Annotated in this window: 23 protein-coding genes; 9 read left to right on the top strand and 14 right to left on the bottom strand. The window is 71.3% G+C overall.

Translation table 11 applies throughout. From position 1 onward, the window contains the following. Positions 1–86 precede the first annotated feature (86 nt). Both argH and SPRI_RS29745 read right to left on the bottom strand, forming a co-directional pair. Positions 87–1514 (bottom strand): argininosuccinate lyase, encoded by a 1428-nt coding sequence (gene argH / locus SPRI_RS29750; protein WP_053557502.1) that lies wholly within the window; start codon positions 1512–1514, stop codon positions 87–89. A gap of 77 nt (positions 1515–1591) precedes the next feature. Continuing rightward, the gene (locus SPRI_RS29745) at positions 1592–2785 is read right to left on the bottom strand and encodes an argininosuccinate synthase (RefSeq protein WP_037775206.1); all 1194 of its coding nucleotides are present in this window, start codon (positions 2783–2785) and stop codon (positions 1592–1594) included. Positions 2786–2932: 147 nt separating this feature from the next. On the opposite strand from SPRI_RS29745, the gene SPRI_RS29740 reads away from it, so the two are divergent. Next, on the top strand, positions 2933–4348 hold the full coding sequence (locus SPRI_RS29740) for a HEAT repeat domain-containing protein (protein WP_050791602.1): 1416 nt from the start codon (positions 2933–2935) through the stop codon (positions 4346–4348). A 42-nt stretch (positions 4349–4390) separates the two neighbouring features. Further along, a complete protein-coding gene (locus SPRI_RS29735) occupies positions 4391–4978 on the top strand; it encodes a pyridoxamine 5'-phosphate oxidase family protein (RefSeq protein WP_005319646.1) in 588 nt (195 codons plus the stop codon). 122 nt (positions 4979–5100) lie between these two features. Here SPRI_RS29735 and SPRI_RS29730 read toward each other — a convergent pair whose 3' ends face one another. Genes SPRI_RS29730 through argC form a run of 5 tightly spaced genes read right to left on the bottom strand, consistent with a single transcriptional unit; the run spans position 5101 to position 9940 of the window. Next, a complete protein-coding gene (locus tag SPRI_RS29730) occupies positions 5101–5637 on the bottom strand; it encodes an arginine repressor (protein ID WP_005319645.1) in 537 nt (178 codons plus the stop codon). Positions 5638–5644: 7 nt separating this feature from the next. Next, entirely contained in the window at positions 5645–6868 is a 1224-nt protein-coding gene (locus SPRI_RS29725; RefSeq protein WP_005319643.1) for an acetylornithine transaminase, read from the bottom strand. Next, positions 6865–7767, bottom strand: coding sequence for an acetylglutamate kinase (argB, locus tag SPRI_RS29720; RefSeq protein WP_005319641.1), 903 nt, complete (start codon positions 7765–7767; stop codon positions 6865–6867). The genes SPRI_RS29725 and argB overlap by 4 nt, the downstream gene beginning before the upstream one ends. Beyond that, on the bottom strand, positions 7764–8915 hold the full coding sequence (gene argJ, locus SPRI_RS29715) for a bifunctional glutamate N-acetyltransferase/amino-acid acetyltransferase ArgJ (RefSeq protein WP_005319639.1): 1152 nt from the start codon (positions 8913–8915) through the stop codon (positions 7764–7766). The genes argB and argJ overlap by 4 nt, the downstream gene beginning before the upstream one ends. Beyond that, positions 8912–9940, bottom strand: a complete 1029-nt coding sequence (argC, locus tag SPRI_RS29710) for an N-acetyl-gamma-glutamyl-phosphate reductase (RefSeq protein ID WP_005319638.1) — start codon at positions 9938–9940, stop codon at positions 8912–8914. The genes argJ and argC overlap by 4 nt, the downstream gene beginning before the upstream one ends. A gap of 253 nt (positions 9941–10193) precedes the next feature. Between argC and SPRI_RS29705 the strand changes: the two genes are divergently transcribed. The 3 genes from SPRI_RS29705 to SPRI_RS29695 all read left to right on the top strand — a co-directional run bounded on the left by SPRI_RS29705 (position 10194) and on the right by SPRI_RS29695 (position 15538). Beyond that, on the top strand, positions 10194–10637 hold the full coding sequence (locus SPRI_RS29705; RefSeq protein ID WP_005319636.1) for a hypothetical protein: 444 nt from the start codon (positions 10194–10196) through the stop codon (positions 10635–10637). Between the two features lie 546 nt (positions 10638–11183). After that, positions 11184–15263 (top strand): WD40/YVTN/BNR-like repeat-containing protein, encoded by a 4080-nt coding sequence (locus SPRI_RS29700; RefSeq protein WP_106428472.1) that lies wholly within the window; start codon positions 11184–11186, stop codon positions 15261–15263. Next, positions 15260–15538, top strand: coding sequence for a hypothetical protein (locus SPRI_RS29695; RefSeq protein WP_005319633.1), 279 nt, complete (start codon positions 15260–15262; stop codon positions 15536–15538). Before SPRI_RS29700 ends, SPRI_RS29695 begins: the two co-directional genes overlap by 4 nt. 504 nt (positions 15539–16042) lie before the next feature. Here SPRI_RS29695 and SPRI_RS29690 read toward each other — a convergent pair. The 3 genes from SPRI_RS29690 to SPRI_RS29680 form a co-directional block, all read right to left on the bottom strand. Beyond that, a complete protein-coding gene (locus tag SPRI_RS29690) occupies positions 16043–17053 on the bottom strand; it encodes a DMT family transporter (RefSeq protein ID WP_259372212.1) in 1011 nt (336 codons plus the stop codon). Next, the gene (locus SPRI_RS29685; RefSeq protein WP_037775204.1) at positions 17050–17655 is read right to left on the bottom strand and encodes a TetR/AcrR family transcriptional regulator; all 606 of its coding nucleotides are present in this window, start codon (positions 17653–17655) and stop codon (positions 17050–17052) included. Before SPRI_RS29685 ends, SPRI_RS29690 begins: the two co-directional genes overlap by 4 nt. 144 nt (positions 17656–17799) lie before the next feature. Next, positions 17800–19404, bottom strand: a complete 1605-nt coding sequence (locus SPRI_RS29680) for an MFS transporter (protein ID WP_005319627.1) — start codon at positions 19402–19404, stop codon at positions 17800–17802. A gap of 188 nt (positions 19405–19592) precedes the next feature. Here SPRI_RS29680 and SPRI_RS29675 point away from each other — a divergent pair, with 188 nt between their 5' ends. Then, positions 19593–20186 carry a helix-turn-helix domain-containing protein gene (locus SPRI_RS29675; RefSeq protein ID WP_037775202.1) on the top strand — a complete coding sequence of 198 codons (594 nt, stop codon included), beginning with the start codon at positions 19593–19595 and terminating at the stop codon, positions 20184–20186. A 92-nt stretch (positions 20187–20278) separates the two neighbouring features. After that, positions 20279–21262 carry a class I SAM-dependent methyltransferase gene (locus SPRI_RS29670; protein ID WP_005319623.1) on the top strand — a complete coding sequence of 328 codons (984 nt, stop codon included), beginning with the start codon at positions 20279–20281 and terminating at the stop codon, positions 21260–21262. Positions 21263–21400: 138 nt separating this feature from the next. Here SPRI_RS29670 and SPRI_RS29665 read toward each other — a convergent pair whose 3' ends face one another. Both SPRI_RS29665 and SPRI_RS29660 read right to left on the bottom strand, forming a co-directional pair. Further along, a complete protein-coding gene (locus tag SPRI_RS29665) occupies positions 21401–22501 on the bottom strand; it encodes a barstar family protein (RefSeq protein WP_005319622.1) in 1101 nt (366 codons plus the stop codon). Between the two features lie 91 nt (positions 22502–22592). Continuing rightward, positions 22593–23522, bottom strand: a complete 930-nt coding sequence (locus tag SPRI_RS29660) for an EamA family transporter (RefSeq protein ID WP_005319620.1) — start codon at positions 23520–23522, stop codon at positions 22593–22595. Positions 23523–23601: 79 nt separating this feature from the next. Between SPRI_RS29660 and SPRI_RS29655 the strand changes: the two genes are divergently transcribed. Then, positions 23602–24489, top strand: a complete 888-nt coding sequence (locus tag SPRI_RS29655) for a LysR family transcriptional regulator (RefSeq protein WP_106428569.1) — start codon at positions 23602–23604, stop codon at positions 24487–24489. Positions 24490–24507: 18 nt separating this feature from the next. Here the strand turns inward: SPRI_RS29655 and SPRI_RS38590 are convergent, their stop codons facing one another. Together SPRI_RS38590 and SPRI_RS29650 are read right to left on the bottom strand one after the other, a co-directional pair. After that, positions 24508–24681: a hypothetical protein gene (locus SPRI_RS38590; RefSeq protein WP_158685202.1), complete on the bottom strand. Its 174-nt coding sequence runs from the start codon at positions 24679–24681 to the stop codon at positions 24508–24510. 202 nt (positions 24682–24883) lie between these two features. Then, a complete protein-coding gene (locus SPRI_RS29650; protein ID WP_005319614.1) occupies positions 24884–25288 on the bottom strand; it encodes a DUF5997 family protein in 405 nt (134 codons plus the stop codon). Between the two features lie 59 nt (positions 25289–25347). Here SPRI_RS29650 and SPRI_RS29645 point away from each other — a divergent pair, with 59 nt between their 5' ends. Then, positions 25348–26202 (top strand): LysR family substrate-binding domain-containing protein, encoded by an 855-nt coding sequence (locus SPRI_RS29645; RefSeq protein ID WP_037775199.1) that lies wholly within the window; start codon positions 25348–25350, stop codon positions 26200–26202. Positions 26203–26302: the final 100 nt, after the last annotated feature.

The following is a 26302-nucleotide window of genomic DNA, read 5'->3' as shown; positions in this document are numbered from 1 at the left end:
GGGACGCACGCGGCGCGTCGAGGTCCGGACCGGTCGGCCGGTCCGGACCTCGACGCGCCGGCAGAAGGGGCGACGGCGCCCCCACGTCACTGCTTGGCCGTGGCCCAGGCGTGCTGTATCACCAGGTCGGCCTTGACCTCGTTGAGCTGGGTGGCGACCGCCGAAGGGGCCGTTCCGCCGCGGCTGTTGCGGGAGGCCAGCGCGCCCGGCACGTTCAGGACGGTGCGGACCTCGGGCGTGAGGTGTTCGGAGATCTTGGCGAACTGCTCGTCCGTCAGCTGGTCCAGCTCGATGCCCAGCCGCTCGCACTCCTTGACGCACTCGCCCGCGACCTCGTGCGCGACGCGGAACGGCACCCCCTGCTTGACCAGCCACTCGGCGATGTCCGTGGCGAGCGAGAAGCCGGCCGGGGCGAGCTCCTCCATCCGCTCGCGGTTGACCGTGAGCGTGGCCATCATGCCCGTGAAGGCGGGGAGCAGGACCTCGAGCGTGTCGCAGGAGTCGAAGACCGGCTCCTTGTCCTCCTGGAGGTCGCGGTTGTACGCGAGCGGGAGGGCCTTGAGCGTGGCGAGCAGCCCGGTCAGGTTGCCGATGAGCCGGCCGGACTTGCCGCGCGCCAGCTCCGCGATGTCCGGGTTCTTCTTCTGCGGCATGATCGACGAGCCGGTGGAGAAGGCGTCGTGCAGGGTCACGAAGGAGAACTCCTTCGTGTTCCAGATGATGATCTCCTCGGCGATCCGCGAGAGGTTCACGCCGATCATGGCGGTGATGAAGGCGAACTCGGCGACGAAGTCCCGCGACGCGGTGCCGTCGATGGAGTTCCCGGCGGATCCCCGCTCGAAGCCGAGGTCGGCGGCGACCGCCTCCGGGTCGAGCCCGAGGGAGGAACCGGCCAGGGCGCCGGAGCCGTACGGGGAGACGGCGGTGCGGGTGTCCCACTGGCGCAGCCGCTCGGCGTCCCGGGACAACGACTGGACATGGGCCAGGACGTGGTGCGCGAAGAGGACCGGCTGCGCGTGCTGGAGGTGCGTACGGCCGGGCATGGCGACGTCCGGATGGGCCTCGGCGAGGCCGACGAGGGCGTCCTGGAGGTCGGCGATCAGGCCGCCGATGATCCGCGCGTGGTCGCGCAGGTACATCCGGAAGAGCGTGGCGACCTGGTCGTTGCGGGACCGGCCGGCGCGGAGCTTGCCGCCGAGGTCGGGACCGAGGCGCTCGAGCAGGCCGCGCTCGAGGGCGGTGTGGACGTCCTCGTCGGCGATGGTGCCGGTGAAGTCGCCGGACGCCACGTCGGCCTGGAGCCGGTCGAGCCCCGCGAGCATCCGCGTCAGCTCGTCGTCGGTGAGCAGGCCCGCCTTCTTCAGGACTCGGGCGTGGGCACGGGAGCCGGCGATGTCGTACGGCGCGAGCCGCCAGTCGAAGTGCACGGACGCGGACAGCTTCGCCAGCGCCTCTGCCGGACCGTCGGCGAAGCGGCCGCCCCAGAGCCGGACGTCACCGTTGTTGCTGCTCACAGCTCGAGCTCCTTGGATGAGGGTGTGAAGACGCCTCCCCGCCGCGACGAGGAGGCGCACTGTTCAACGCAGGCGGGTTACGCCAGGTCCCGCTTGGCGGCGATCTTCTGCGACAGGCCGAAGATCTCGATGAAGCCCTGCGCCTTCGACTGGTCGAACGTGTCGCCCGAGTCGTAGGTGGCGAGGTTGAAGTCGTACAGCGACTCGTCGGACTTCCGGCCGGTGACGACGGCCCGGCCGCCGTGCAGGGTCATCCGGATGTCGCCGGTGACGTGCTGGTTGGCCTCGTTGATGAAACCGTCCAGGGCGCGCTTGAGCGGGGAGAACCACAGGCCGTCGTAGACCAGCTCGCCCCAGCGCTGCTCGACCTGCCGCTTGTACCGGGCCAGCTCACGCTCGACGGTGACGTTCTCCAGCTCCTGGTGCGCGGTGATCAGCGCGATGGCGCCGGGGGCCTCGTAGACCTCACGGGACTTGATGCCGACGAGCCGGTCCTCGACCATGTCGATCCGGCCGATGCCCTGTGCGCCGGCGCGCTCGTTGAGCTGCTGGATGGCCTGGAGCACGGTGACGGGCTTGCCGTCGATGGCGACCGGGACACCGGCCTTGAAGGAGATGACGACCTCGTCGGCCTCGCGCTGCTCCGCCGGGTTCGAGGTGTACTCGTAGATGTCCTCGATCGGCGCGTTCCAGATGTCCTCCAGGAAGCCGGTCTCGACGGCCCGCCCGAAGACGTTCTGGTCGATGGAGTACGGCGACTTCTTGGTGGTGGCGATCGGGAGCTGCTTCTCCTCGCAGAAGGCGATCGCCTTGTCCCGGGTCATCGCGTAGTCACGGACCGGGGCGATGCACTTCAGCTCGGGCGCGAGGGCGACGATGCCGGCCTCGAACCGCACCTGGTCGTTGCCCTTGCCGGTGCAGCCGTGGGCGACGGTGGTGGCGCCGTGCTTCTTGGCGGCGGCGACGAGGTGCTTGACGATCGTCGGCCGGGAGAGGGCGGAGACCAGCGGGTAGCGGTCCATGTAGAGGGCGTTGGCCTTGATCGCGGGGAGGCAGTACTCCTCGGCGAACTCGTCCTTGGCGTCGGCCACCTCGGCCTCCACAGCACCGCAGGCGAGCGCGCGCTTGCGGATGACGTCCAGGTCCTCGCCGCCCTGGCCGACGTCCACGGCAACGGCGATGACCTCGGCGCCCGTCTCCTCGGCGATCCAGCCGATGGCGACGGAGGTGTCCAGGCCGCCCGAGTAGGCGAGTACGACGCGCTCGGTCACGGGTTTCTCCTTACGGTGCATACGCTGATGGGTATAACTATGCAGTCCTCCGCATGGTTTGTCAATCGACCGGGAAACCCGCTGGTCAGCGGTGGTCGCCCCCTCCTAGTGTGAGCGGCGCGATCGGCGCGGAAGGGGTGCGGGGGCATGGGGAAGCGGTGGAACGAGGCGACGAGCAGGGCGGCCGTGGGGCAGCTGCTCGAGGGGCGCACGGCGAACCAGGTGCTGGACTTCGACGACCCGGCCTGCTGGACGGCGCTGGACCAGGCGGTCCGGGCCTTCGGACGGTACTGGTGGGACGAGTACGACCCGCGGACGTCCGGCCGGCTGTGCCAACGGCAGGAGACCGCCCTGTGCCACCCGGACGGCCGGGTCCGCGAGAACGCGCTCGTCACCGGGGCACGGACGTCCGCCTTCTGGCACCTCGTCGTCGTGCGCTGCACCGACTGGGTCGAGCCGGTGCGGCTTTGCGCCCGCGTACTGCTCAGGGAGCGGTTGACAGGCGCACCGGAGCAGAGCCTGCGCGATCTCACGCCACTGGTGCTGCGGCTGGGCCGCCGGGTGGAGGGCGGATGGGCGCGCGGGCTCTTCGAGGAGGCGCTGGATGCCGTTCCGGATCTGGCGCAGAGCCTCCTTCGGGACTCGCGGGACAGCGCGACACGGCGCCTCGCCGCACGCGTCGTGCTCGACCACGGGCTGCTGGACGTACGGGCGCTGGCGCGCCGGGCCGCCGGCGATCCGGATCCGGTCCTCGCGCGGCTGTGGACGGACGCGGCGCTCGCCGCCATGGCGGCCCAGGGACCCGACGACCGCGCCGTCGACATCCTGCTCGGCGGGCGCATGCCGCTCGTACGGTCGGCCGGGGTCACGGCGCTGCGGCAGGCGGGGCGGGCGCACGAGGCGGCGAACCACCTCGCCGACCGGTCGGGCCTGGTACGAGCCTGCGCCCGGTGGGTGATCAGCCAGGACGGCGGAGATCCGCACGCCCGCCACCTCGAGCTGTGCGGGCACCTCGACACCGTGGCGCCCTACGCCGTCACCGGGCTCGCGGAGTGCGGTCGGCGGGAGGACGCCGCACTGCTCCGCACGCTGCTGACACATCCCTCCGGCGGTGTGCGCGCGCAGGCCGTGGCCGGGCTGCGGCTGCTCGAATCGGCGTCCGTCGAGACCGTGCTTCCCCTGGTGGACGACCCGGCGCCGGCCGTCGCCCGCGAGGCGGCGCGGGCGCTGCTCCCCTACGCACGCCGGCTCTGCGCGGACCTGCTCACCGAGCGGCTGTCGCCACGGTGGCCCACCGCAACCCGTCAGGCCGCCTTCCGCCTGCTGCGGGAGCGGGGCGGGGTCGTGCAACTCCGTTCCTGCGTGGCCCTGTTGGCGGACACCGACCCCCGCCTTCGGGTCAGGGCGGAGTCCACGGTGCGCAACCGGACCTGGACGCGCGAGGTCCCGCCGGGTGACGCGGAGGTGGACCGGCTGCTCCGGCAGTGCGCGCACCTCTTCAGCGAAGACGCCATGGACGTGACACGCACGCGGATCGGCCTCGCGCGGTCCGGGACGTCCTGACGCGCAGACAGAACCCGGAAGGGTCAGGTCGATAATCACCCCATGGGTAAAACGTTTGAACGCATCGAAGGCCGGCTCCGGGACTTCATCGAACAGCAGCCGGTGTTCTTCACGGCGACCGCGCCGCTGACAGGGGACGGGCACGTCAACCTGTCGCCCAAGGGCCGCAGCGGCACGCTGGCCGTCATCGACGAGGCGACGGTCGCCTACCTCGACTTCGGCGGCAGCGGCGCCGAGACGATCGCACATCTGCGGGAGGAGGGGAACGGGCGGATCACCCTGATGTGGTGCGCGTTCTCCGGGCCGCCGCAGGTGGTGCGGGTGCACGGCCAGGGCGAGGCGGTCTTCCGTGACGATCCGCGCTGGCCCGCGCTGATCGGCCTCTTCAAGGACGCCGACGGCCCGGCCGCCCGCGCGATCATCGTCGTCCACGCCCGCCGCATCAGCCAGGTCTGCGGCTTCGCCGTGCCGTTCATGGACTACCGGGAGGAACGGACGCAGCATGCCGAGTACTTCGGCCGGAAGTCGGACGAGGAGTTCGCGGCGTACTGCGAGAAGAAGGAACACATCGGCGTGAGCCTGGACGGCCTCCCGGGTCTGCCCCTGCCCCTCCCCGCCCGCACGGACTGAGCGGAAACGCGGGGCCGCTTCCGGAACCGGAAGACGAACTCCGGCGGGGCCGACGACGCCGGCCCCGCCGGAGATGGAGCGCGAGGGTACGGGCGGAACCCCCGGACAAGCCCCGCCCCGGCCTACCGGTCGTTCTGCGCCAGACGCAGCAGATGGTCCGCCAGCGCCTGCCCACCCGCCGGGTCGCGGCTGATCAGCATCAGGGTGTCGTCACCCGCGATCGTGCCGAGCACATCGTGCAGTTCCGCCTGGTCGATGGCCGACGCGAGGAACTGCGCCGCTCCCGGAGGTGTGCGCAGGACCACGAGGTTGGCCGACGCCTCCGCCGAGATCAGCAGTTCGCCGGAGAGGCGCCGCATGCGCTCCTCCTTCGCCGACTCGCCCAGCGGGGCCTGCGGGGTCCGGAAGCCGCCCTCGCTGGGCACCGCGTAGATGAGCTCGCCGCCGGTGTTGCGGATCTTCACCGCGCCCAGTTCGTCGAGGTCGCGGGAGAGCGTCGCCTGGGTGACGTGCAGTCCGTTGTCCGCGAGGAGTTTCGCCAACTGGCTCTGGGAGCGCACCGGCTGCCGGTTGAGGATGTCCACGATCCGGCGGTGGCGGGCCGTGCGGGTCTGCGGTACGGCGGGCCCGCCGTGCTCGGTGCCGTTCGCGTCGGTCATCGTCGTCTCATTCTCCGGATCGTCCTTCCCCGTCGCCCGCCGTGGCCGGCGTGCTCGCGTCGAGGATGCCGGGCAGCGCATGGAGGAACGCGTCCACCTCCGCGTCGGCGATGGTCAGTGCCGGCATGAGCCGTACGACATCGGGCGCGGGGGCGTTCACCAGGAAGCCCGCATCCTGGGCCGCCTGCTGCACCTTCGGTGCGAGGGGCCCGGTGAGCACGATACCCAGCAGCAGGCCGCTGCCGCGGACGTGGGAGACCAGCGGATGACCGAGACCCTCGATTTCGTCGCGCAGCTTCTCGCCCAGCCGCTTGACGGTGTCGAGGGCGCCGTCGGCCGCGAGGGTGTCGAGGACCGCGAGTCCCGCCGCGCACGCGACCGGGTTCCCGCCGAACGTGGTGCCGTGGTGGCCGGGCTTCAGCAGCTCCGCCGCCGCACCGAAGACGACGGTCGCGCCGATGGGCAGTCCGCCACCGAGGCCCTTGGCCAGGGTGACGATGTCGGGCTCCACGCCCTGGTGGGCCTGGTGCTCGAACCAGTGCCCGGTACGTCCGATGCCGGTCTGGACCTCGTCGAGGACGAGCAGCGTGCCGGTGGCACGGGTGATCTCCCGGGCGGCCTCGAGGTAGCCCTTGGGCGGCACGACCACGCCGTTCTCGCCCTGGATCGGCTCGATGATCACGAAGGCGGTGTCCTCGGTGACCGCGGCGCGCAGCGCCTCCGCGTCGCCGTACGGGACGTGCGTGACGTCCGACGGCAGGGGCAGGAAGGGCTCCTGCTTCGCGGGCTGCCCGGTGAGCGCCAGGGCGCCCATCGTGCGTCCGTGGAATCCTCCGGTGGTGGCCACCATGTGCGAGCGGCCGGTCAGCCGGCCGATCTTGAAGGCGGCTTCGTTGGCCTCGGCGCCCGAGTTGGCGAAGTAGACCCTGCCCGGCCGGCCGAACAGCTGGAGCAGTCGCTCGGCGAGGGCGACCGGCGGTTCCGCGACGTACAGGTTGGAGACGTGGCCCAGGCGGGAGATCTGGCGGGTGACGGCCTCGACGACGGCGGGATGGGCGTGGCCGAGCGCGTTGACCGCGATGCCGCCGACGAAGTCGGTGTACTCGGTGCCGTCCGCGTCCCGGACCTTGGAGCCCTCTCCGCTGACCAGCGACAGTTTCGGCGTGCCGTAGTTGTCGGACATGACGCCCTGCCACCGCTGGGCGAGCTGCTCGTTCCCGGTGCTGCTCACGCTTCCCCCTGTACGTCGGGCACGACCATGGTGCCGATGCCTTCGTCCGTGAAGATCTCCAGCAGGATCGAGTGCTGGACCCGGCCGTCGATCACACGCGCGGTGTTGACCCCGTTGCGCACGGCGTGCAGGCAGCCCTCCATCTTGGGCACCATGCCGCTGGACAGTTCGGGCAGCAGCTTCTCCAGCTGGGTGGCGGTGAGCCGGCTGATCACCTCGTCGCTGTCGGGCCAGTCCTCGTAGAGGCCCTCGACGTCGGTGAGGACCATCAGGGTCTCTGCGCCCAGCGCCGCAGCGAGTGCCGCAGCCGCCGTATCAGCATTGACGTTGTAGACATGTCCGTCGTCCTGTGAGCGAGCGATCGAGGAGATGACCGGGATCCGGCCGTCGGCGAGGAGCGCCGTGATGGCGCCGGTGTCGATCTCGGTGATCTCGCCGACCCGGCCGATGTCGACGAACTCGCCGTCGATCTGCGGCTGGTGCTTGGTCGCGGTGATGGTGTGGGCGTCCTCGCCGGTGAGGCCGACGGCGAACGGGCCGTGCTGGTTGAGCAGGCCGACCAGTTCGCGCTGGACCTGCCCGGCGAGCACCATCCGTACGACGTCCATCGCCTCCGGGGTGGTGACCCGCAGTCCCGCCTTGAACTCGCTGACCAGGCCGTGCTGGTCGAGCGCCGCGGAGATCTGCGGGCCGCCGCCGTGCACGACGACCGGCTTGAGGCCGGCGTGCCGGAGGAAGACGACGTCCTGGGCGAAGGCCGCCTTCAGGTCCTCGTCGATCATGGCGTTGCCGCCGAACTTGATGACGACGGTCTTTCCGTTGTGGCGGGTCAGCCACGGCAGGGCCTCGATGAGGATCTGGGCCTTGGGCAGCGCGGTGTGCTTCCTGGTCGTGCTCATGAGCTGTACGCGCTGTTCTCGTGGACGTAGTCGGCGGTGAGGTCGTTGGTCCAGATGACCGCGGACTCGGTGCCGGCGGCGAGGTCGGCGGTGATCCGGACCTCGCGGTACCGCATGTCGACGAGGTCGCGGTCCTCGCCGACCGAGCCGTTCCTGCAGACCCACACGTCGTTGATGGCGACGTTCAGCCGGTCCGGCTCGAACGCGGCGCGCGTGGTGCCGATGGCGGACAGCACCCGGCCCCAGTTGGGGTCCTCGCCGTGGATGGCGCACTTGAGGAGGTTGTTACGGGCGATGGAGCGGCCGACCTCCACGGCGTCGTCCTCCGTGGCCGCGTTGACGACCTCGACCTTGATGTCCTTGCTCGCGCCCTCCGCGTCGCCGATCAGCTGCCGGCCGAGGTCGTCGCAGACCGCCCGTACGGCCTCGGCGAACTCCTCGTAGCGGGGGGTGATCGTGCTGGCGCCGGAGGCGAGGAGCAGCACGGTGTCGTTGGTGGACATGCAGCCGTCGGAGTCGACCCGGTCGAAGGTCTGCCGGGTGGCGTCGCGCAGTGCCTTGTCCAGGTCGGCGGGCTCGAGGTCGGCGTCGGTGGTGAGGACGACGAGCATCGTGGCGAGGCCGGGTGCGAGCATGCCGGCGCCCTTGGCCATGCCGCCGACGGTCCAGCCGTCGCCCTGGGCGACCGCGGTCTTGTGGACCGTGTCCGTGGTCTTGATGGCGATGGCGGCCTTCTCGCCGCCGTGCTCGGAGAGCTGGGCGGCGGCCTGCTCGATGCCAGGGAGCAGCTTGTCCATGGGGAGCAGGACGCCGATCAGCCCGGTGGACGCGACGGCCACCTCGCCCGCGCTGTGACCGAGCACCTCGGCCGCCTTCTCCGCGGTGGCGTGGGTGTCCTGGAAGCCCTTGGGACCCGTACAGGCGTTGGCGCCACCGGAGTTGAGGACCACCGCGCTGACCTCGCCGCCGGTGAGGACCTGCTCGGACCACAGTACGGGTGCGGCCTTGACGCGGTTGGAGGTGAAGACACCGGCGGCGGCGCGGCGGGGCCCGGTGTTGACCACGAGGGCCAGGTCCGGGTTGCCGTTCGCCTTGATCCCGGCGGCGATGCCCGCTGCCGTGAATCCCTTCGCTGCGGTCACGCTCACGGCGCAACTCCAATCGTGGAAAGACCGGTGCTCTCGGGGAGTCCGAGGGCGATGTTCATGCTCTGCACCGCGCCGCCGGCGGTGCCCTTGGTGAGGTTGTCGATGGCGCTGATCGCGATCACGCGGCCGGCGTTCTCGTCGTACGCGACCTGGATCTGCACCGCGTTCGACCCGTACACGGAGGCGGTGGCGGGCCACTGCCCCTCGGGCAGCAGGTGCACGAACTCCTCGTCGGCCAGCGCCTTCTCGTACGCGGCCCGCACGTCGTGCGCCGTGGTGCCCGGCTTCGCCTTCACGGAGCAGGTGGCGAGGATGCCGCGGGCCATGGGCGCGAGGGTGGGCGTGAAGGAGACGGTGACCCGCTCCCCCGCGACCGCGCTCAGATTCTGGATCATCTCGGGGGTGTGGCGGTGGCCGCCGCCGACGCCGTAAGGGCTCATGGACCCCATGACCTCGGAGCCGAGGAGATGCGGCTTGAGCGCCTTGCCGGCGCCGGAGGTTCCGGTGGCGGCGGTGATCACGGCCTCCGGCTCGGCGATTCCCGCCTGGTAGGCGGGGAACAGCGCGAGCGAGACGGCGGTGGGATAGCAGCCGGGCACCGCGACACGCCTGGACCCCTCCAGCGCGGCGCGGGCGCCCGGCAGTTCCGGCAGGCCGTAGGGCCAGGTGCCGGCGTGCCCGGAGCCGTAGAACTGCTCCCAGTCGGCGGCGTCCTTCAGCCGGAAGTCGGCCCCCATGTCGATGACCAGCACGTCGTCGCCGAGCTGCTCGGCCACGGCGGCGGACTGCCCGTGCGGGAGCGCGAGGAACACGACGTCGTGCCCGGAGAGCGCCTCTGCGGTGGTCGGCATCAGCACCCGGTCGGCCAGCGGCAGCAGGTGCGGCTGCATGGTGCCGAGGGGCTTGCCGGCGTTGGAGTTGCCGGTGAGCGCGCCGATCTCGACCTCGGGGTGGGCCAGGAGCAGCCGGAGCAGCTCTCCGCCCGCGTACCCGCTCGCCCCTGCCACTGCTGCTCGTACGGTCATCGAAAATCCTCCTCATCGATGGCATGACTATACGCAGCTATGCAGGTTTATGCAATGAGTCTCCGTGCAGCCGGGGCGTCTGTGACTGAGCGTCGGCGTCTCGCGCCGGTCTTCGGAGCCAACTACCAGGCCAGCGCCCCGGGCACCGACTGGGACCCACCCTTCCCGCTGCCTCTGTCAGCCAGCACGGACCCCCGGTGGGGCTTCCCCATGGAACAGGGAGCTGGGCTGCCCGGAGCAGCGGGAGGAGGGCATGGTCGACACCGTCTGGGAAGCGATCATGGACAGCGACATGTTCGGCAGCAACTGGGGCGCCGAGAGGTACGGGGTCCCCCAAGGAGTGCTGCGCTTCCGGAACGCCTTCTGGTGGGGCTGGAACAAGACCGGGGTGAAAGTGAAGAACATCCTCGGGGACAAAGTGCCGGTGCTCATCATGTACGGGGAGCACGACAAGACGGTGAACAGCGCACCGGGAACCGTCCCGTTCCTTTCGGTCCCGGAACTCTACAAATCTATTCCAGGCACACGGAAGCTGATGTTCAAGGTGGCCTGCTCCGGCCACCAGCTCCAGTGGGAACCGGCGTCAGCGCATCTCCACCGCCTGTCCCGCAACTGGCTCAAGCACACCGCTGTCGACGGACACACCACGGGCAGCTTCGAGATGGACGAGGACGGCGACTACACACCCGTGCCCTGACCGTCCTTGGCGTCTCCGTACTGCTCCGGGAAACATGAACGCCACAGGACGAACATTTGACACGTGTATGGCGACCATGGAGCGGGAGGAGTGGCTCGCCCCGCCACTCACCTGCGCGTGCCAAGCCCGTCGGAGCACCACCCAGCTGCCATTCGAAGCATGGTGGCGTCACGTTCGAAGAGCTTCCCTGCCCTCCCTGACCTGCGCAGAGGTAAAGTCCCAGACGGCCCGAGCGCAGCGGCTGTACGCAGCTGGCATGCCACCAAGTGTGGTGGGCACGGCCCGATGCTGACGGAGCCGCCCCACGCGGGTCAAGTACCGCTCCGCGGGACGGCACAAGGGCACAACCCGTGCGGGTTGCGCGCAGGAGCGCCAGGTGCGCCGCGCGCCGACGACGTGTGCGAGGTTCTTGCCGGTTGCCCGTTCATCCATTCCGCCGCGTCGCTTCCTGACGGTGTGTGGCACGGCACGGCCCCTGCCCCGAGTCCCCTTCAATCATTGAAGGTTGGACAGGCCCTGCCGGTGGCGCGCTCCTATCGTGGAGTTATGGACGGCTACGGAAGCAACACCGGCCGGTCCGAAGGGGACGCGGCCAAGGTTCCTCTCCTCGAGGTCAGCCCGCGAACGTGTCATCAGGGCATGTCGCTCGAGATCCGCGGCTCGGGCTGGGAGAGCTGGGCGGTCCGGCTCACGGTCGACGGGCAGCAGGTACTGGCCGACCGGGTGCTCCAGGGGCTGGCGGTTCCCGATGTACGCGAAGTCGGCCGCGATCTCGCGGCCGAGCAGCCCACGGGGTCCGATGTCCGGCCGGCCACCGGCGAGGCGATCCTGCCTGACGGCAACGGTGTCTTCGCCTGTCGCCTCTCGACCTTCCGCCTGGACCCGGGTGAACACCACATCGCGGCGGTGTATGCACGGCGGGGAACGGACTACCTACAGGGCGGGGACGGGACGGCCGCGTCCGTGACGGTGATCGTGCGGCCCTTCCCCGCCGCGGCGCACGGCCAGCCCCCGGAGGGCTCGAAGGAGGGGCCTGGCGGTGAGCCCCCGGAGGAGAGCGACGCCCCCCTTGAGCGCGAGCGCTATCTGTGGGAGCGCCGTTTCGGTCACATCGGCCGCATCCCTCCCGGCGCGCGCGAAGCCCAGGTCTCGGGCGTCCGGGCGCTCCGCGAGCGCCGGGACCGGCTGGAGGCGGGCATGCGGGCCGCTGCCGGCCGGGAGCCGGACGGAACGACCCGGTCGGCCCCGGTTCCGGGCGGGACCAACTGGACGCCGATGGGTCCCAGTCCGGTGCTGGCCTGGAACACCGCGTGGAGCGGCCGGGCACTCTCCGTCGCCGTCGACCCCACCGACACGAACACGGTCTACCTCGGTACGGCAAACGGCGGGGTATGGAAGAGCACGGACCGAGGACTAACGTGGACACCGAAATCCGACTACCAGCGCAGTCTGGCCATCGGGGCACTGGCGATCGACCCCTCCGACCACCTCCACATCGTGGCCGGGACGGGTGAGCAGCAGGCCACCCACGACACGTACTACGGCGCCGGTCTGATGAGTTCGTCCAACGGCGGCGACACCTGGACCGAACTGGGGACGGCGTTCTTCGACAGGGCCCCCGTCACCCGCGTGGTGTTCGACCCCACGGACAGCACGGGCAAGCGCCTCCTCGTGTCCTCCGGTATCGGTGTATGCGAAAGCACCGACGGGGGCGTGAACTGGACGCGCCGGAGCCACGTCGGCCTGTTCACCGACATGGTGGTGTTCCGCGCTCCCGGGCCGCCCGGAACCCTGAAGGTCGTCACCGCCCAGTACGGCGAAGCTCTATGGACGAGTACCCGCACCTCCGGGTCCTGGTCCGCTTGGACGGCGATCAGCAGTCCGGGGCTGCCGGCCCGTCGGGAATTCGAGCGGGTCGCGATGGCCCAGCAGGCGGGGAACCCCGACGTCGCCCTCGCCCTGTTCGCTGCCTACCCCGGCTTCGCGGCACTGGCGAAGACGACGGACGCGGGGAGCACCTGGACGGCTGTACCGATGCGCCTGAACTCCGCTGCCGGATCGGGGACATCGGTCGACGCCGGTCACGCCCACTCGGTCACGGTGCCCGCGGCGGACATGACGGCACCGACGGCCCCCCACACCTACACGACCACCCCCAGCGGGACGACGCCCCACACGCACATGGTCTCGTTCACGGCCCAGCAGTTCGCCAGGCTGGCCGGTGGCGGACGAGTGGAGCTCACCACGAACAGTGACGCCACGGGCCACACTCACACCGTCGCCCTCGCCTTCACCGACCTCAGCTTCTACGCCCTGCACGTGGCGATGCACCCCACCGACCCGAACGTCCTGTTCGTCGCGGAGCGGAGTCTGTGGCGCTCCAGCACTGGCGGTGGCGTGTTCGAGCCCACCAACAACGTCCACGCCGACCACCACGCCTTCGTCTTCGATCCGGTCAACCCGGCCGTCTGCTGGGACGCCAACGACGGGGGCATCCAGATCTCCACCGACACCGGCGTGACGTGGACCGACCGCAACCGGGACCTGGCGACGCTCCAGTTCCACTCCATCGCCCAGCACCCCGAGTGGGAGAACGTGCTGATCGGCGGTACGCAGGACAACGGCGTGCACCGCTACGCTGGCACACCGGCGTGGACGGTATCGGCCTACGGTGACGGCGGCTTCACCGCCATCGACCCGTCGAAGCCGGTCCGGATGTACCAGGAGTACACCAACGAGACCATCTACCGTTCCGATGACGCCGGCGCCTCGTGGTCTCTGAAGAACTCCGGAATCGGCGGCAGGGTCCCGTTCTACGCGCCGTTCGCGCTCGACCCGACCACCCCCACCACCTGCTATTTCGGTGGGGACCAGCTCTGGCGCAGCGCGAACAGCGCCGACAGCTGGGCAGCCATCACCTCGGGACCCGGACCGGCGATTACCGCCATCGCCGTCCATCCGGGCGACAGCAACACCGTCTACGCCGGGACGGAGAACGGACGGGTCTACCGGTACCGGCGCACGGGGGCGACATGGAGCCCCGCGGACGTGACGCGCACGGACCTGACGGGTCCGGCCCTGCCCCTGGTATGCGTGTCCGACATCGCCGTCGACACCGCGGGGACCGTCTGGGTGACCATCGCCGGCATGCTGAACGCCTCGGAACCCGGCGAGTTCAGCTGCGACCACGTCTACCGGCGGGGCACGGCCGACACCGTGTGGACCTCGCGTTCCAACGGACTGGCACCGGCCAACCCCGTCAACACCATCGTGATCGACCCGACGAACGCCAACCGACTCTTCTGCGGCGCCGACAGCGGCGTGTTCCGAACCGAGGACGCGGGCCTGAACTGGACCCTGTGGGACCAGGGTCTGCCCAACGCACCGGTGTTCGACCTTGCCCTGCACGCCAAGCGCCGACTGCTGCGCGCCGCCACGCACGGCAGGAGCGTCTGGGAGCGCCCCGTTGACGCGGCGCCGACCACGATGGTCGACCTGTACGTGCGCGACACCGTGCTCGACTCCGGCCGGGTCCTTCCCTCCCCCTCGGGCGTCGCGGACCCCTTCGACCCGAGCGCCACGCCGAGCACCATGTGGTGGTGGCAGAGCCCCGACATCGTAGTGGACGCCCCACAGCCCAACTACCAGACGACGAGCCCGGTCGGCGACTACGTCGCCCTGGCCCGGCTGGCGCACCGTACGGCACGCCGGACGGCCGTGAACCGCTTCTACGTACAGGTCCACAACAGGGGCGTCCGCGCGGCGACGAACGTCCGGGTGCGGGCCTTCCTGGCCGACGCCTCCGCGAACCTGCCCGCCCTGCCCACGGACTTCTGGTCCAACGGCAAGCCCTTCGCCGCCGATCCCGTCAGCACGGCCTACACGCCCCTCGGCCCGGTCAGGACGATCGCCAGGCTGGAAGCGGCGGAGCCCGGTGTGGCCGAATGGGACTTCCTCGTGCCATCCACCGCGGCCGCCCACTCCTGCGTCCTGGCGGTCGTCACCTGCGACGAGGACCCCATCGCGGCGAGCGGGGTCTTCGACGTGACGACGCTGGTCACCACCCGCAAGCACGCCGGGCTGAAGAACCTCCAGGTCGAGGACGCGCTGCCCGGCGGCGTCACACCATCCCGCGCATTCCTCCTCCTGCTCAACAAGGTCAGCCTGACCAACCAGCCCTCCACCGTGAGGTTCGACTGGGCGAACCTTCCCGAGGGCACGCGGCTGTACATCACCTTCGAGAAGCTCGGCAACGCCCAGGGGCCGCAGCCCGGCAACGGCGTCGAACTCCTTGATCACGCGGACGAGTTCCTGCCCGATCAGTTCGTCGACCGGCACGGGCGGATCCGCAAGTTCGACTTCGCGCGCTCGTACGTGATGAAGCCCGACGAACACCGCAAGAACGAGCTGAAGGGCGTGCGCATCGACCCCGAGCTCGGTTCCCGGGGGATGGCCGTCAACGTCCGCCTCCCTGCGGACGCGCCGGACCGGCCCGTCGAGTTCCACGTCCTCCAAGAGGTACAGAACATGCTGGTGGGCGGCAGCACCTACGTGGTCCGTCCCACCGCGCAGCAGCAGGCCTCGCAGGCCGATGACGGGGAGCACAGAGGGGAAGACGCGCCATGACCTTCCAAGCCCCGCACCGCAGCGGTTCCGGAACGCTCCGCCGCCGATTCTGGGTCGAAGTGGCCCTCGGGTCGCTCTCCGCGCTGCTCTTCGTGGTCACCCTCATCTGGCACGACTGGATCGAGATTCTTTTCGACGTCGAACCGGACGCCGGGAGCGGGGCCCTCGAGTGGGTGATCGTGGCCGGCACCGCCCTGGTCACCCTCCTGTGCGCCCTCGGCGCACGGATGGAATGGCGACGGACGCACCCAGTCGGCGCTCATGCCTCGCGCTGAGCAGGCCGGGAGCTTCGGCGATGGCGCTGTCAGTCCGGCTGGGCCCGGGCAGGCTCGGGCCGGTGCGGTCAGCCTCCACGCATCCACCGAAGACCACGTTCAGGCGATTCGCGGTGTTTGGTTCAGCAACAACGGAAGACCCGCCCTCGTCGACCTCCACACCGCGGTCGACACCCTCGCCACCGGCGAACGCGCCCACGCCATGGATGTCCTGCCTTGGATGACCTCCGCCGCCGGAGTCGGCGAACCGGGACTTCTAACTGTGCCCGCCCGATCTACCCCGAGGAGCCCGAACCAAGCGACGGCCCCTGGGCCCCACTGTCCATCGGGGCCAAGTACGGTGCACAGCAACATCATCGGCATGCGAGCACCGGCCCGGGTGTCCGTGCGGGGATCAGCCCGCCGTGGTCGCGACAACAACGCCGCCCGGTGCAGAAGACGGCCATCTCGCGTGAGGACGTCGGTGGGGAGACTCGTCGCCTCCGGTCGGACGGGCCGCGCGTCCTAAGGGGCCGAGGAACGCACCGGGTCGCCCTGCCTCGCCGGACCGGCATCGGCGCTCTGGTCCGGCCCGCCGGATCGCCGCTGGCGGCGGACGGCTGCTGCGGGGGTGGTGAGGACGGCGAGGCATGCGATGACGAGCGCGATCCCGGTCCAGCCGGCGGCGGGGAGGCGTTCGCCGACGACCAGGACGGCGAGTACGGCCGCGACGGCCGGTTCCAGCAGGGACAGCGTGGTGGCGGTGCTGGCGAGCACGTGCGCGAGCCCCCGGCCGAACAGGACGTAGCCGGCGAACATCGGGACCAGCGCCATGTAGGCGCCGACGGCCGCGTTGGACCACGAGCTGACGAGCGGGGCGCCCGTGACGGCCAGGACGGGCAGGAGGAGCAGCCCGCCGAGCCCGAAGACGGCACCCATCGCCGCACGGGAAGGGATGTCGCGGCTGATGAGCCGGTGTGCGGCCCAGGAGTACAGCGCGTAGGTCGCGGCGGCGACGAGGCCGAGGCCCACACCGAGCACGGTCGCGGCCACGGAGGCCCCTCCCGCGTCGTCGGCGGCGCGGGTGGCCTCCGCGACGCACAACAGAACGGTGCCGAACAGCCCGAGGGAGGCCGCGAGCATCCAGCGGCGTGTGAGCCGACGGCCGTCCACGACGCGTTCGATCAGGGCCGACGCCAACGGGGCGGCGCCGATCGACACCACGGTCCCCACGGCGACTCCGGCCAGGTGCATGGAGCTGTAGAACGCCAGGGGGTAGACCCCCACCGAGGCCGCCCCGAGCAGCACCGTGCCGCGCTGGTCGCGCAGCCGGGCCGCGTGGCGGGCGATCCGTGGGGCGGCGAGGAGGGCTTGGAGGAGTCCGCCCAGGCCCATCGCGACGGCGCCGATGGCGAGCGGCCCGACTTCCGGGGCGAACGTCGCGGCCGTGCCCGTCGTCCCCCACAGGACGGAGGCCGCCAGCACACAGAGCGCGCCGGTCCCCGCGGACCTGCCGTGTCCGGCGGGCCGCCTCACAGTCGCTCGAGCAGGTCGGCCGCGAGGGAGCGGGCGTGCTGGAGACGGACGCCGTCGCCCTCCAGGCCGGCGCGGGCCATCGCGCCCTCCAGGAGGAAGGACAGGTGCTCGGCCGTCGCGTGTGCCTCATCGGGGCGGCCGGGCAGCAGCTCCTCCAGGTGGCCGGCGATCAGCCGCTCGACCTCCTCCTTATGAGCGCGCACCACGGCCCGCCCCGCGTCCGCGGCGGGGAGTTCCGCGGCGGCGTTGAGCAGCCCGCAGCCGCGGAAGCCGTGCTCGAAGGCGGACGCCGCGTGGTCGGCGTAGGCGTCGAAGACCGCCAGCACCCCGGCGCGCGGCCCCCGGGCCTGCTCCAGCCGCGCCCGGTAGAGGCCGAGCCACTCTTCGTGCCGGGCGTCGAGGTAGGCCCTGACGAGTTCGGCCTTGGAGGAGAAGTTGTTGTAGAGGCTCATCTTCGCCACACCGGCATCGGCGGTGATCGTGTCGATGCCGGTCGCCGCCACCCCGTCGGCGTAGAAGCGGCGGGCGGCCGCCGCCAGCAGCCGCTCCCTCGCCGGACGCCGCCTGCCGCTCTGCCCCGTACTCACATCGGTCCCGCTCATCACGATCCAAACTAGGTAGGTAGGTCTACCTAGATTAGAGGGATGACGGCCATAGGGGAAGCGGAGCCGCGAAGCCACCCTTCGAGTGGGCCGCGGCCGAGCCCGTCCTCACGGCGGTTCCGACCCCTCGATCACGTTGCACCTTCACGGACTCGCGTCGGCCGGTTCGTGGGTGGCGTGCTCGGCCGGCTCAGGGGTGGCGTACCGAGGGCCCTTGGCGAGGAGGTGGAGGAAGAGGACGGCCATGACGGCGACGCCCGCCCACATGGCCTGTTGCCAGCCGTCGACGAACGATTCCCGGGCTGCGTGGATCAGTGCCTGCGATCGAGGTCCGGCCTGGTTCGCGACGTCGAGGGCGTTGGCGACGCCCTCTCGGGCGGTGTCCGCGGCGCCCTGGGGCACGCCGGCGAGCCGGGTGTCGACGGCACCGCGGTAGCCGGAGGACAGGAGCGCTCCGAGCAGGGCGACGCCGAGCGCGGTCCCGAACTCCCGCGTGACGTCGTTGAGGGCGGACGCGACACCCTGGCGCTCACCGGGGAGGGCACCGGTGATGGCCTCGGTGGAGGGCGTCATGGACAGGCCCATGCCGATGCCCATGGTCAGCATGCCGGGAAGAACGGACAGGTAACCGCCGTCGACGGAGACCATGGCGGCCATCAGCGCCAGACCCGCACCGGCCGTGAGGATTCCCGTGCCCATGGTCGCTCGCGGGCCGACACGCGCGGTGAGCCGCGAGGCGAGACTTGAGGCGGCCATCATCAGCACGGCCATGGGCATCAGCGCAAGGGTGGACAGCAGACCGGACCAGCCGAGCACGGCCTGGAAGTACGGGAAGAGGGCCACGAAGATGCCCGCCTGGACGCCGAAGACCACCAGGAGCGTCATCGAGCCGCCGGCCAGGGAACGCTCGCCGAACAGGCGCACGTCCAGCAGCGCGGCATCCCGGCGGCGGAGCTCCCAGGCCACGAAGCCGACGGTGGCGGTGACGCCGACGAGGAGGCCGACCAGGGTGGCCGGAGCGGTCCAGCCCCGTTCGGGTCCCTCCTGCAGGACGAAGATGAGGCCGGCCACCGCTGCGACGGAGGTCAGAGCGCCGACGGTGTCGAAGGTGTGCCCGGACCTCTCGCGGGAGTCGGGAACGGAACGCAGCGCCATGACGAAGGCCACGACGACGAGTGCGACGGGCAGGACGAACAGCCACCGCCAGTTCGCCGCGTCGACCAGGGCGGCGGAGAGGAACATGCCCAGGACGCCGCCGCCCCCGGCGACGCCGGTCCACACGCCGATCGCCCGTCCGCGCGCCTCGGCCGGGAAGGTCGAGGTGATGACGGCGAGCGTGATGGGCATGATCATCGCCGCACCCACGCCGCTGAACAGGCGTGCGGCGAGCATGACTTCCGCGGACGGGGCGAGACCGGCCACCACGCCGGCGACGCCGAAGACGATCAGGCCGGTGAGGAGCATGGGTTTGCGCCCCCAGCGGTCGCCGAGCGCGCCGAGCGGCAGGAGAAGTGCGGCCAGGCCGAGTGTGTAGATGTTGATGATCCACAGGATCGTGCTCTGCGAGGCGCCGAAGGCGACCGCCAGGTCGGGCTGGGCGACGTTGAGCCCGGACACCGAGGCGATGACGGCCATCAGCGCGACGCAGACGGCGATCAGGATCGTGCGACGCCGACGCGCGTCCGGCACGCCCTCGGCGGGGGCGCCGCTCGGGGCAGCGCTCACCTGGGGAGGCTGGTTCGTACTCATGGATTCCTCTCGACAGGGCATGGAGAGACCGGCGCCGGAGCGCCAGGGGTGAAGGGATGGTGGCCCGTCCTTCGCGTACGCGGCCGGTGTGCGGCGAGGGCCGGGCTGCTGGGCCGTCCGGGTCGTGCCCGGGGGCGAACAAGGACGACGCTAACCAGTGCTTGCCTTGTCGGCATAGCATGTTGCCTATGACGCAAGACAATGGTGAGCTGGACAGCCTGGTACGCAAACGCATCCGCGCCCTGCGCGTGGCGCAGGGCTGGTCCCTGGAGGAACTGGCGGCCCGTGGCCGCCTGAGCCAGTCCACGCTGAGCCGCATCGAGAACGGCCATCGCCGCCTGGCGCTGGACCAGCTCGTCACGCTCGCCCGCGCCCTGGACACCTCGCTCGACCAACTGGTCGAGACCGCCACGGACGACGTGGTCTCCAACCCGATGATCGACGGCGCCCACGGGCTGATGCGCTGGCCCATCAAGGCCGAGCCCGGCATGACCGTCGTACGCCAGCGCATGACCGACCCGCCGCCCGACAACCCCGCGCGCATGCGCGCCCACCCGGGCCGCGAATGGCTCGTCGTCCTCTCCGGCACCGCGGTCCTGCTCCTGGGCAACCGGCGCTTGCGGATCGAGACCAACCAGGCGGCGGAGTTCCCCACGATGCTCCCGCACGCCATCGGCGCCGAGGGCGGACCCTGCGAGATCCTGGGCATCTTCGACCGCGACGCCCGCCGCGGTCACCAGCGCGGCGAGGACACCGGGACGGCGGACCGCCGGTCGCCGTGACCGTTTGCGTGTGACGCAGTCCAGCCGGCCATCGCCTTGCGCATTCCGGAACCGGCCGGGTCACACGCGTACGGCCCGCTTAGCGTGGGCGCATGAGCCACCCCTCCCCGCACACGGCGCACCACGACGCGCACCATGTCCACGACCGCGAGCACGACCACGGACACGGGTCCGAGCACAAGCACGGACACGGGTCCGACCATGGGCACGGGTCCGACCACGGACACGGGCCCGACCACGGCCACGGCCAGGACACAGAGGACCAGGCGGAGATCCTCGACCTGGACGCGGAAGTGCTCGCCGGACACACCGCGTCCATCACCGCCTGGCTGCCCGTCGGGACCGGCCCCCGCCACATCGTGGACCTGGGCTGCGGGACCGGAGCCGGCACCCTCGCTCTGCTGGAGCGCTTTCCCGAGGCCGAGTTGACAGCGGTCGACTCCTCGGCCGCCCACCTGCACCGCCTGCGGGAGAAGGCAGCCGCGGCCGGAGCGGCCGACCGCGTGCGCCTCGTCGAGGCAGACCTCGACGCGACCGCGTGGCCCGACCTCGGCACGCCGGAGCTGGTCTGGGCATCGGCCTCCATGCACCACATGGCCGACCCGGACCGCACGCTGCGGCAGGTCCACGAACTGCTGGCGCCCGGCGGGCTGTTCGCCGTCGTCGAGCTGGCCGGCTTCCCCCGGTTCCTGCCCGAAGACGCCCCGGAAGAAGCGCCCGGGCTCGAGGAGCGCTGCCATGCCGCCCTCGATCACCACCACGCCGAGCAGGTTCCCCACCGCGGCGCCGACTGGGGACCCAAGTTGAGAGGCGCCGGCTTCACCGTCGAAGGGGAACGCACCGTCACCGTAGACATCGGCCCGCCCCACACCGACGCGGTGGGGCGCTACGCGCTCAGCAGTCTGCGCCGCATCCGCGGCGGTGTCGTATCCGCCCTGACGCCCCAGGACCTGACCGCTCTCGACCAACTGCTCGACACCGACGGCCCCCACAGCGTCCTGCGCCGCACCGACCTGAATGTGCGCACCGAGCGCATGGTGTGGGCCGCACGCCGCGGGCCGCTTGCCGGCGCATGAACAGGACTCATGGGCCGCTTCGGCGGCGCATGAACAGGACTCACCGCGTCCGGCGCACGCGCCGTCCGGTCCGGTGATCGGCGGCACGGACCCGGCGCTCGGTCTCCCCGTACGGGTCCGTGGCGGGCGGACCGCGATTCACGCCAGGGTGACGTGCATACCGCCCTCGGCAAGGACCTCGAGAATCACGGCGAACTGGTCGTATCGCCGGCCGTCCGGTGTCAGGGCCCGGGACAGGTGCCGGCGTGCCGTCGCCGCGTCCCGCCAGAGCAGGGTGGCGGGGGCGGTGCAGCCGAAGGTGCCGCGCAGACAGTCGTCGAGGGCTGCCAGGCAGCCGCCGAAGTAGCCACCCGGCCCGTTCACCGCCTCGCCGAGCGCCAGGTAGAGGCCCGCTTCGTCGGTGACGTGGCGGCCGTCGAGTTCGTAGGCGTGACCGGCCGGCCGGTCGGGGCGGGTGCGCCGGCCGGCCCGTTCCCGGACGAGATCGAGCCAGGCGCCGCGGCGTCGGGTGTCGAGGCCGGCCCAGGCGCCCGGGTTGTCCGGCGGCCCGGCGAGCCACCGCTCCCAGACGGGCCGGGCGTGTGCGGGAACGGGCTCGAAGTGCGCTCCGTCGAGCTCCAGGTCGATCAGTTCCGTCCCGCGGGAGGACGGGCGCCAGGCGCTGACCCTGGCCCGGAGCAGTCGTTCGGTGAGCGGCTCGCCCCGGTCGTCATGTATCTCCAGGGCGGCCTCCTGAAGGTCCAGTGCCCGCCGTGTCCCTCTGCTCAGCGCCGCCCGCAGCCGATCACTCGGGGCGAGCCCCCGCAGGACGAGCGGGGGCGGCACGTGCTTCGGCGGCAGGACGCGGGCGAATTCCCGGCAGGAACCCAGCCATCGGCGCCCGTCGTGCACGCGAACGCGACCCCGGTGTCCCTCGGGTGGACCCTCGTAGTCGTCCAGGCCGGTGAGGACCCGACTGTCCGTTCCGGGAGGGCGCCCCAGGCTCTCCGCGTCCTCCAGCAGCCAGGGAGGATCGAGTTCCTGGTCGTCCGGCACCAGCCACACCCGGCTGCCGACCCGGTCCCCCGGCTCATCACCTTCCGGGGTCCAGCCGAACAGTTCGTACGTCCCGCGCCGGGGCTCCCCGAAGAGTCCGTCCGCCGCGGCGCACGATCCCCAGACGTGACCGTGCTCCGTCTCCGTCAGCCTGTACCGTCCGTGCCTGCCCTGGGCCGTGTCCTCGTGCACGGTGCGCATCATGCCCGGACCAGGCATTCACGGCGAAGCCCTTTTCCCACGGGTTCCTTGGGGCCGAGCACTCCGGTCGGCGCGGGCCGACGCGAGTGCTCGGTCACGGAGAGCGGTCCCGTGAGCGGGCGGGTGCGGGAAGCTGCCCCGCGACGATCGCGGCGAGCGCGAGCCCGAAACCCACGAGTTGGACCAGGCCGAACGTCTGACCGAGGAGCACGGCGCCGAGAACCGCGGCGACCAGCGGCGAGAGCAGGACGAGAACCGCGACGGAGGTGACGGGCAATGTGGTGATGCCGCGGAACCAGAGGACGTAGGCGGCAAGACCGCCGGCCAGACCCAGCCAGAGGTAGCCGACGGCGGCGGGCAGGCCGACCGGAGGAGGTGCCCCCTCCGCGAGGAACGTGACGGGCACGAGGAACAGGCCCCCCGCGGTGAGCTGCCAGCCGGCGAGAGTGGTGGGACCGGCCCCCGGAGGACGTCCCCAACGCTTGGTGAGCGTCACCCCCAGCGCCATCGTGGCCGCGCACGCGAGGCCCGCCGCGACCCCGACGCCGTCGAATGCCGCGTTCGGCCCGATGACCACCAGGCCGACACCGACGACCCCGGTCACGCCCCAGAGGAGACGCCTGATCGACAGGTCCTCACCGAGGACCGGCACGGCCAGGACGGCGACGACGAGCGGCTGAGCCGCCGCGAGCGTGGCGGCGACACCGCCCGGCAGTCGTTCGGCCGCGATGAACAGGAGCGGGAAGAACAGCCCGATGTTCAGCACGCCGAGCACCGCGGCTTTCCACCACCATGCTCCGCGCGGCAGCGTCCGGGTGATCGCCAGCGCGAGAAGCCCGGCGGGCAACGCGCGCAGCAGTCCCGCGAACAGCGGGTGTCCCGGCGGGAGAAGCTCGGTGGTGACGACATAGGTCGTGCCCCACGCCAAGGGAGCGAGCGCCGTCAGAACGGTGCGCGGGAGCTTCCCTTGGGAGACACCGCTGCCGGTTCGGTCAAGAACTCTCTGTGCTCCGGGACTTGTCACGCCCGCAGTCTCGCCCTGCCGCGATCAATGAGTCCAACACATGCTTGTCACCGCACCGATCTCGATCCACGATGGGTCGATGGAGCTCCAGCAGATGCGCTACGTCATCGCCGTCGCCGAGACGAACAGCTTCACCCGCGCCGCCGAGCGGTGTCATGTGGTCCAGTCCGCGCTCAGCCACCAGATCGCGCGCCTGGAACAGGAACTCGGCGCGAGGCTCTTCGAGCGCACGAGCCGCCGGGTGCGGCTGACACCTGCCGGCGCGGCGTTCCTCCCCGCCGCCCGCCAGTGCCTGGAGGCCGCCGAGCGCGCGGCCGCCGAGGTCGCAGCGGCGGTCGGCGAGGTGCGCGGACGGCTCGCGGTGGGCCTGATCCCCACCGTCGCGGCGGTCGATGTCCCCGCTGCGCTGCGCGACTTCCGCCGGCAGTACCCGCATGTGCGCATCGGCCTGCGGGTGGGCGCGAGCGAGGACCTGACCGAGCAGGTGGAGCAGGGGATCCTCGACGTGGCCTTCCTCGGGCTGCCGACCACGGCGCGGCCCCGCGGTGTCGCCTCCCACGAACTCGCCCGTGACCGACTCGTCGCCGTGGTCGCGCCGGACCATCCGCTCGCCGGCGAACCGACGGTCGCCCTGCGCACGCTCTCTTCCGAGGTGTTCGTGGACCTTCCGGCCGGGACCGCCGGGCGGATCCAGTCCGACCAGGCCTTCGCGGCCGCCGGTCTGAGCCGCGACGTCGCCTTCGAAGTGACCGCCGCGGACTTCATGGCGCGACTGGTCGAGCAGGGCCTCGGCATCGCCATGCTCCCCGCCGCCTACGCGCCTCAGCTCACCGGCGTCACCACCATCGAGGTCACCGACGCACCGGCCCGCGTCGAACACGTCGTCTGGAACCGCGTCGGCCGCACGCCCGCGGCCACCGCCTTCCTTGCCGTCCTCGACGTCCCCACGGCGCTCGGCACGGAGTAGGAACCGGTGCCCGTACGGCTAGGGCACCAGATCCCACATCACGGCGAGCGGCAACGACGGGTTGGCGGCCGCTGCCTCCGGGCGGCGCGCCAGGTCCGCGGCGACGTCGGCGTCCGCGACCGCGATCAGCCGGTCGAGCAGCTCGGCGGGCAGGGCGGCATTGGCGGCGAGGCCGCACAGGACATGGTTCACGGAAGGCATCCTGCACGGACCGCGTCCGAAGGGCTCCCGGATTCGGATTCAGCGAGGTGCCGACGGCTCCGGGGCGCGTCCGCCCCGGCCGTCGGTCCAGTACAGCTGTCGGCGACGAGTGCCGGGCTCTCGGGCCTGAGGGAACTGCCGACGCGGCGGCAGGCGCTCGTCGCCGGCCTCTACCGTCGCTCGGTGCGGCAGGTCAGGAGCGCGCGTCGCCCGGCTGCTCGGCTCGCGCCGCGTTCTTCTCCTTGATGCGGGCCGCTTCCTTGCGGACCTCCGCCTGGGTGGCGCGCTCCTGCCGCAGCCAGTCCGGAAGCTCCCGCTTCAGCTCGTCGATCTGCTCCGTGGTCAGAGCCTCGGTGACCCCGCCGCGGGCGAGGCCGGCGATGGAGACGCCCAGCTTCGCCGCGACCACCGGCCGGGGGTGCGGTCCGTCGCGGCGCAGGTCCAGCAGCCACTGGGGCGGGTCGGCCTGCAGAGCATTGAGCTCGTTGCGTGAGACGACACCCTCCTGGAACTCGGTGGGTGTGGCCGGGAGGTACACACCCAGCTTCTTCGCCGCGGTTGCGGGCTTCATCGTCTGGGTGGTCTGGTGCGACGTCATGGTGTCAAGGGTATCGAGAGGTGTTCGATGCCTCTGACCACGACCGGTAACCTGGCGGAGTGACAGGCTCCGACGCATCCCCTTCTTTCCGGCTGGCGTACGTCCCCGGCGTGACGCCGACCAAGTGGGTACGGATCTGGCACGAGCGGCTCCCGGACGTCCCGCTGACCCTCGTCGCGGTCTCCGCCGACGAAGCTCCCGGGATGCTGCGAAGCGGCGACGCCGACGCCGGTTTCGTGCGGTCACCGATCGACCGGACGGATCTCAGCGCGATCCCCCTCTACACCGAGACCACGGTGGTGGTCGTCCCGAAGGACCACGCCGTGGCCGCCGTGGACGAGGTGACCGCCCAGGATCTCGCCGACGACATCGTCCTGCACCCTCTCGACGACACCCTCGAATGGGAGCAGCTGCCGGGGCTGCCGGCCATCGAACGTCCCGCCTCGACGGCGGACGCCGTCGAACTGGTGGCGGCGGGAGTGGGAGTGCTCGTCGTGCCGCAGTCGCTGGCCCGGCTGCACCACCGCAAGGACCTCACCTACCGGCCGGTCTCCGACGCCCCCGTGTCGCGTGTCGCCCTGTCGTGGCCGGAGGACGCGACGACCGATCTCGTGGAACAGTTCATCGGCATCGTCCGGGGCCGGACCGTCAACAGCACGCGCGGCCGCCCTTCGCAGGAACAGCCGAAGGGCAAGCGTCCCGGAGCGGACGAGGCTCGGCGGAAGACCTCCGGCAAGAAGACGTCCGGCGGGAAGACTTCGGGCGGGAAGACGGCCGCCGGGAAGTCCTCCGCGGGGAAGTCCTCGGGCGGCCGGACGGCGGGCAAGGCCGCCGGCAACGCCGCGGGCAAGCGGCCGCGGAGCGGCTCCGCGGGGCCGAAGGGCAGGCAGGGCAAGCCCCGCCGTAGCTCATGACGACCGGCGCACCGGCGACCGCCAGGACCGCCGGCGCGCTTCTGCGCCCATTCGGTGGAACCTGACCGCACCGCTGAGGGCATCTGTCTCACCTGCGTTT

Origin of the sequence: Streptomyces pristinaespiralis, assembly GCF_001278075.1 — a bacterium.
In the GTDB taxonomy this organism is placed as follows: domain Bacteria; phylum Actinomycetota; class Actinomycetes; order Streptomycetales; family Streptomycetaceae; genus Streptomyces; species Streptomyces pristinaespiralis.
This window is presented reverse-complemented; position numbering and strand designations above follow the sequence as displayed.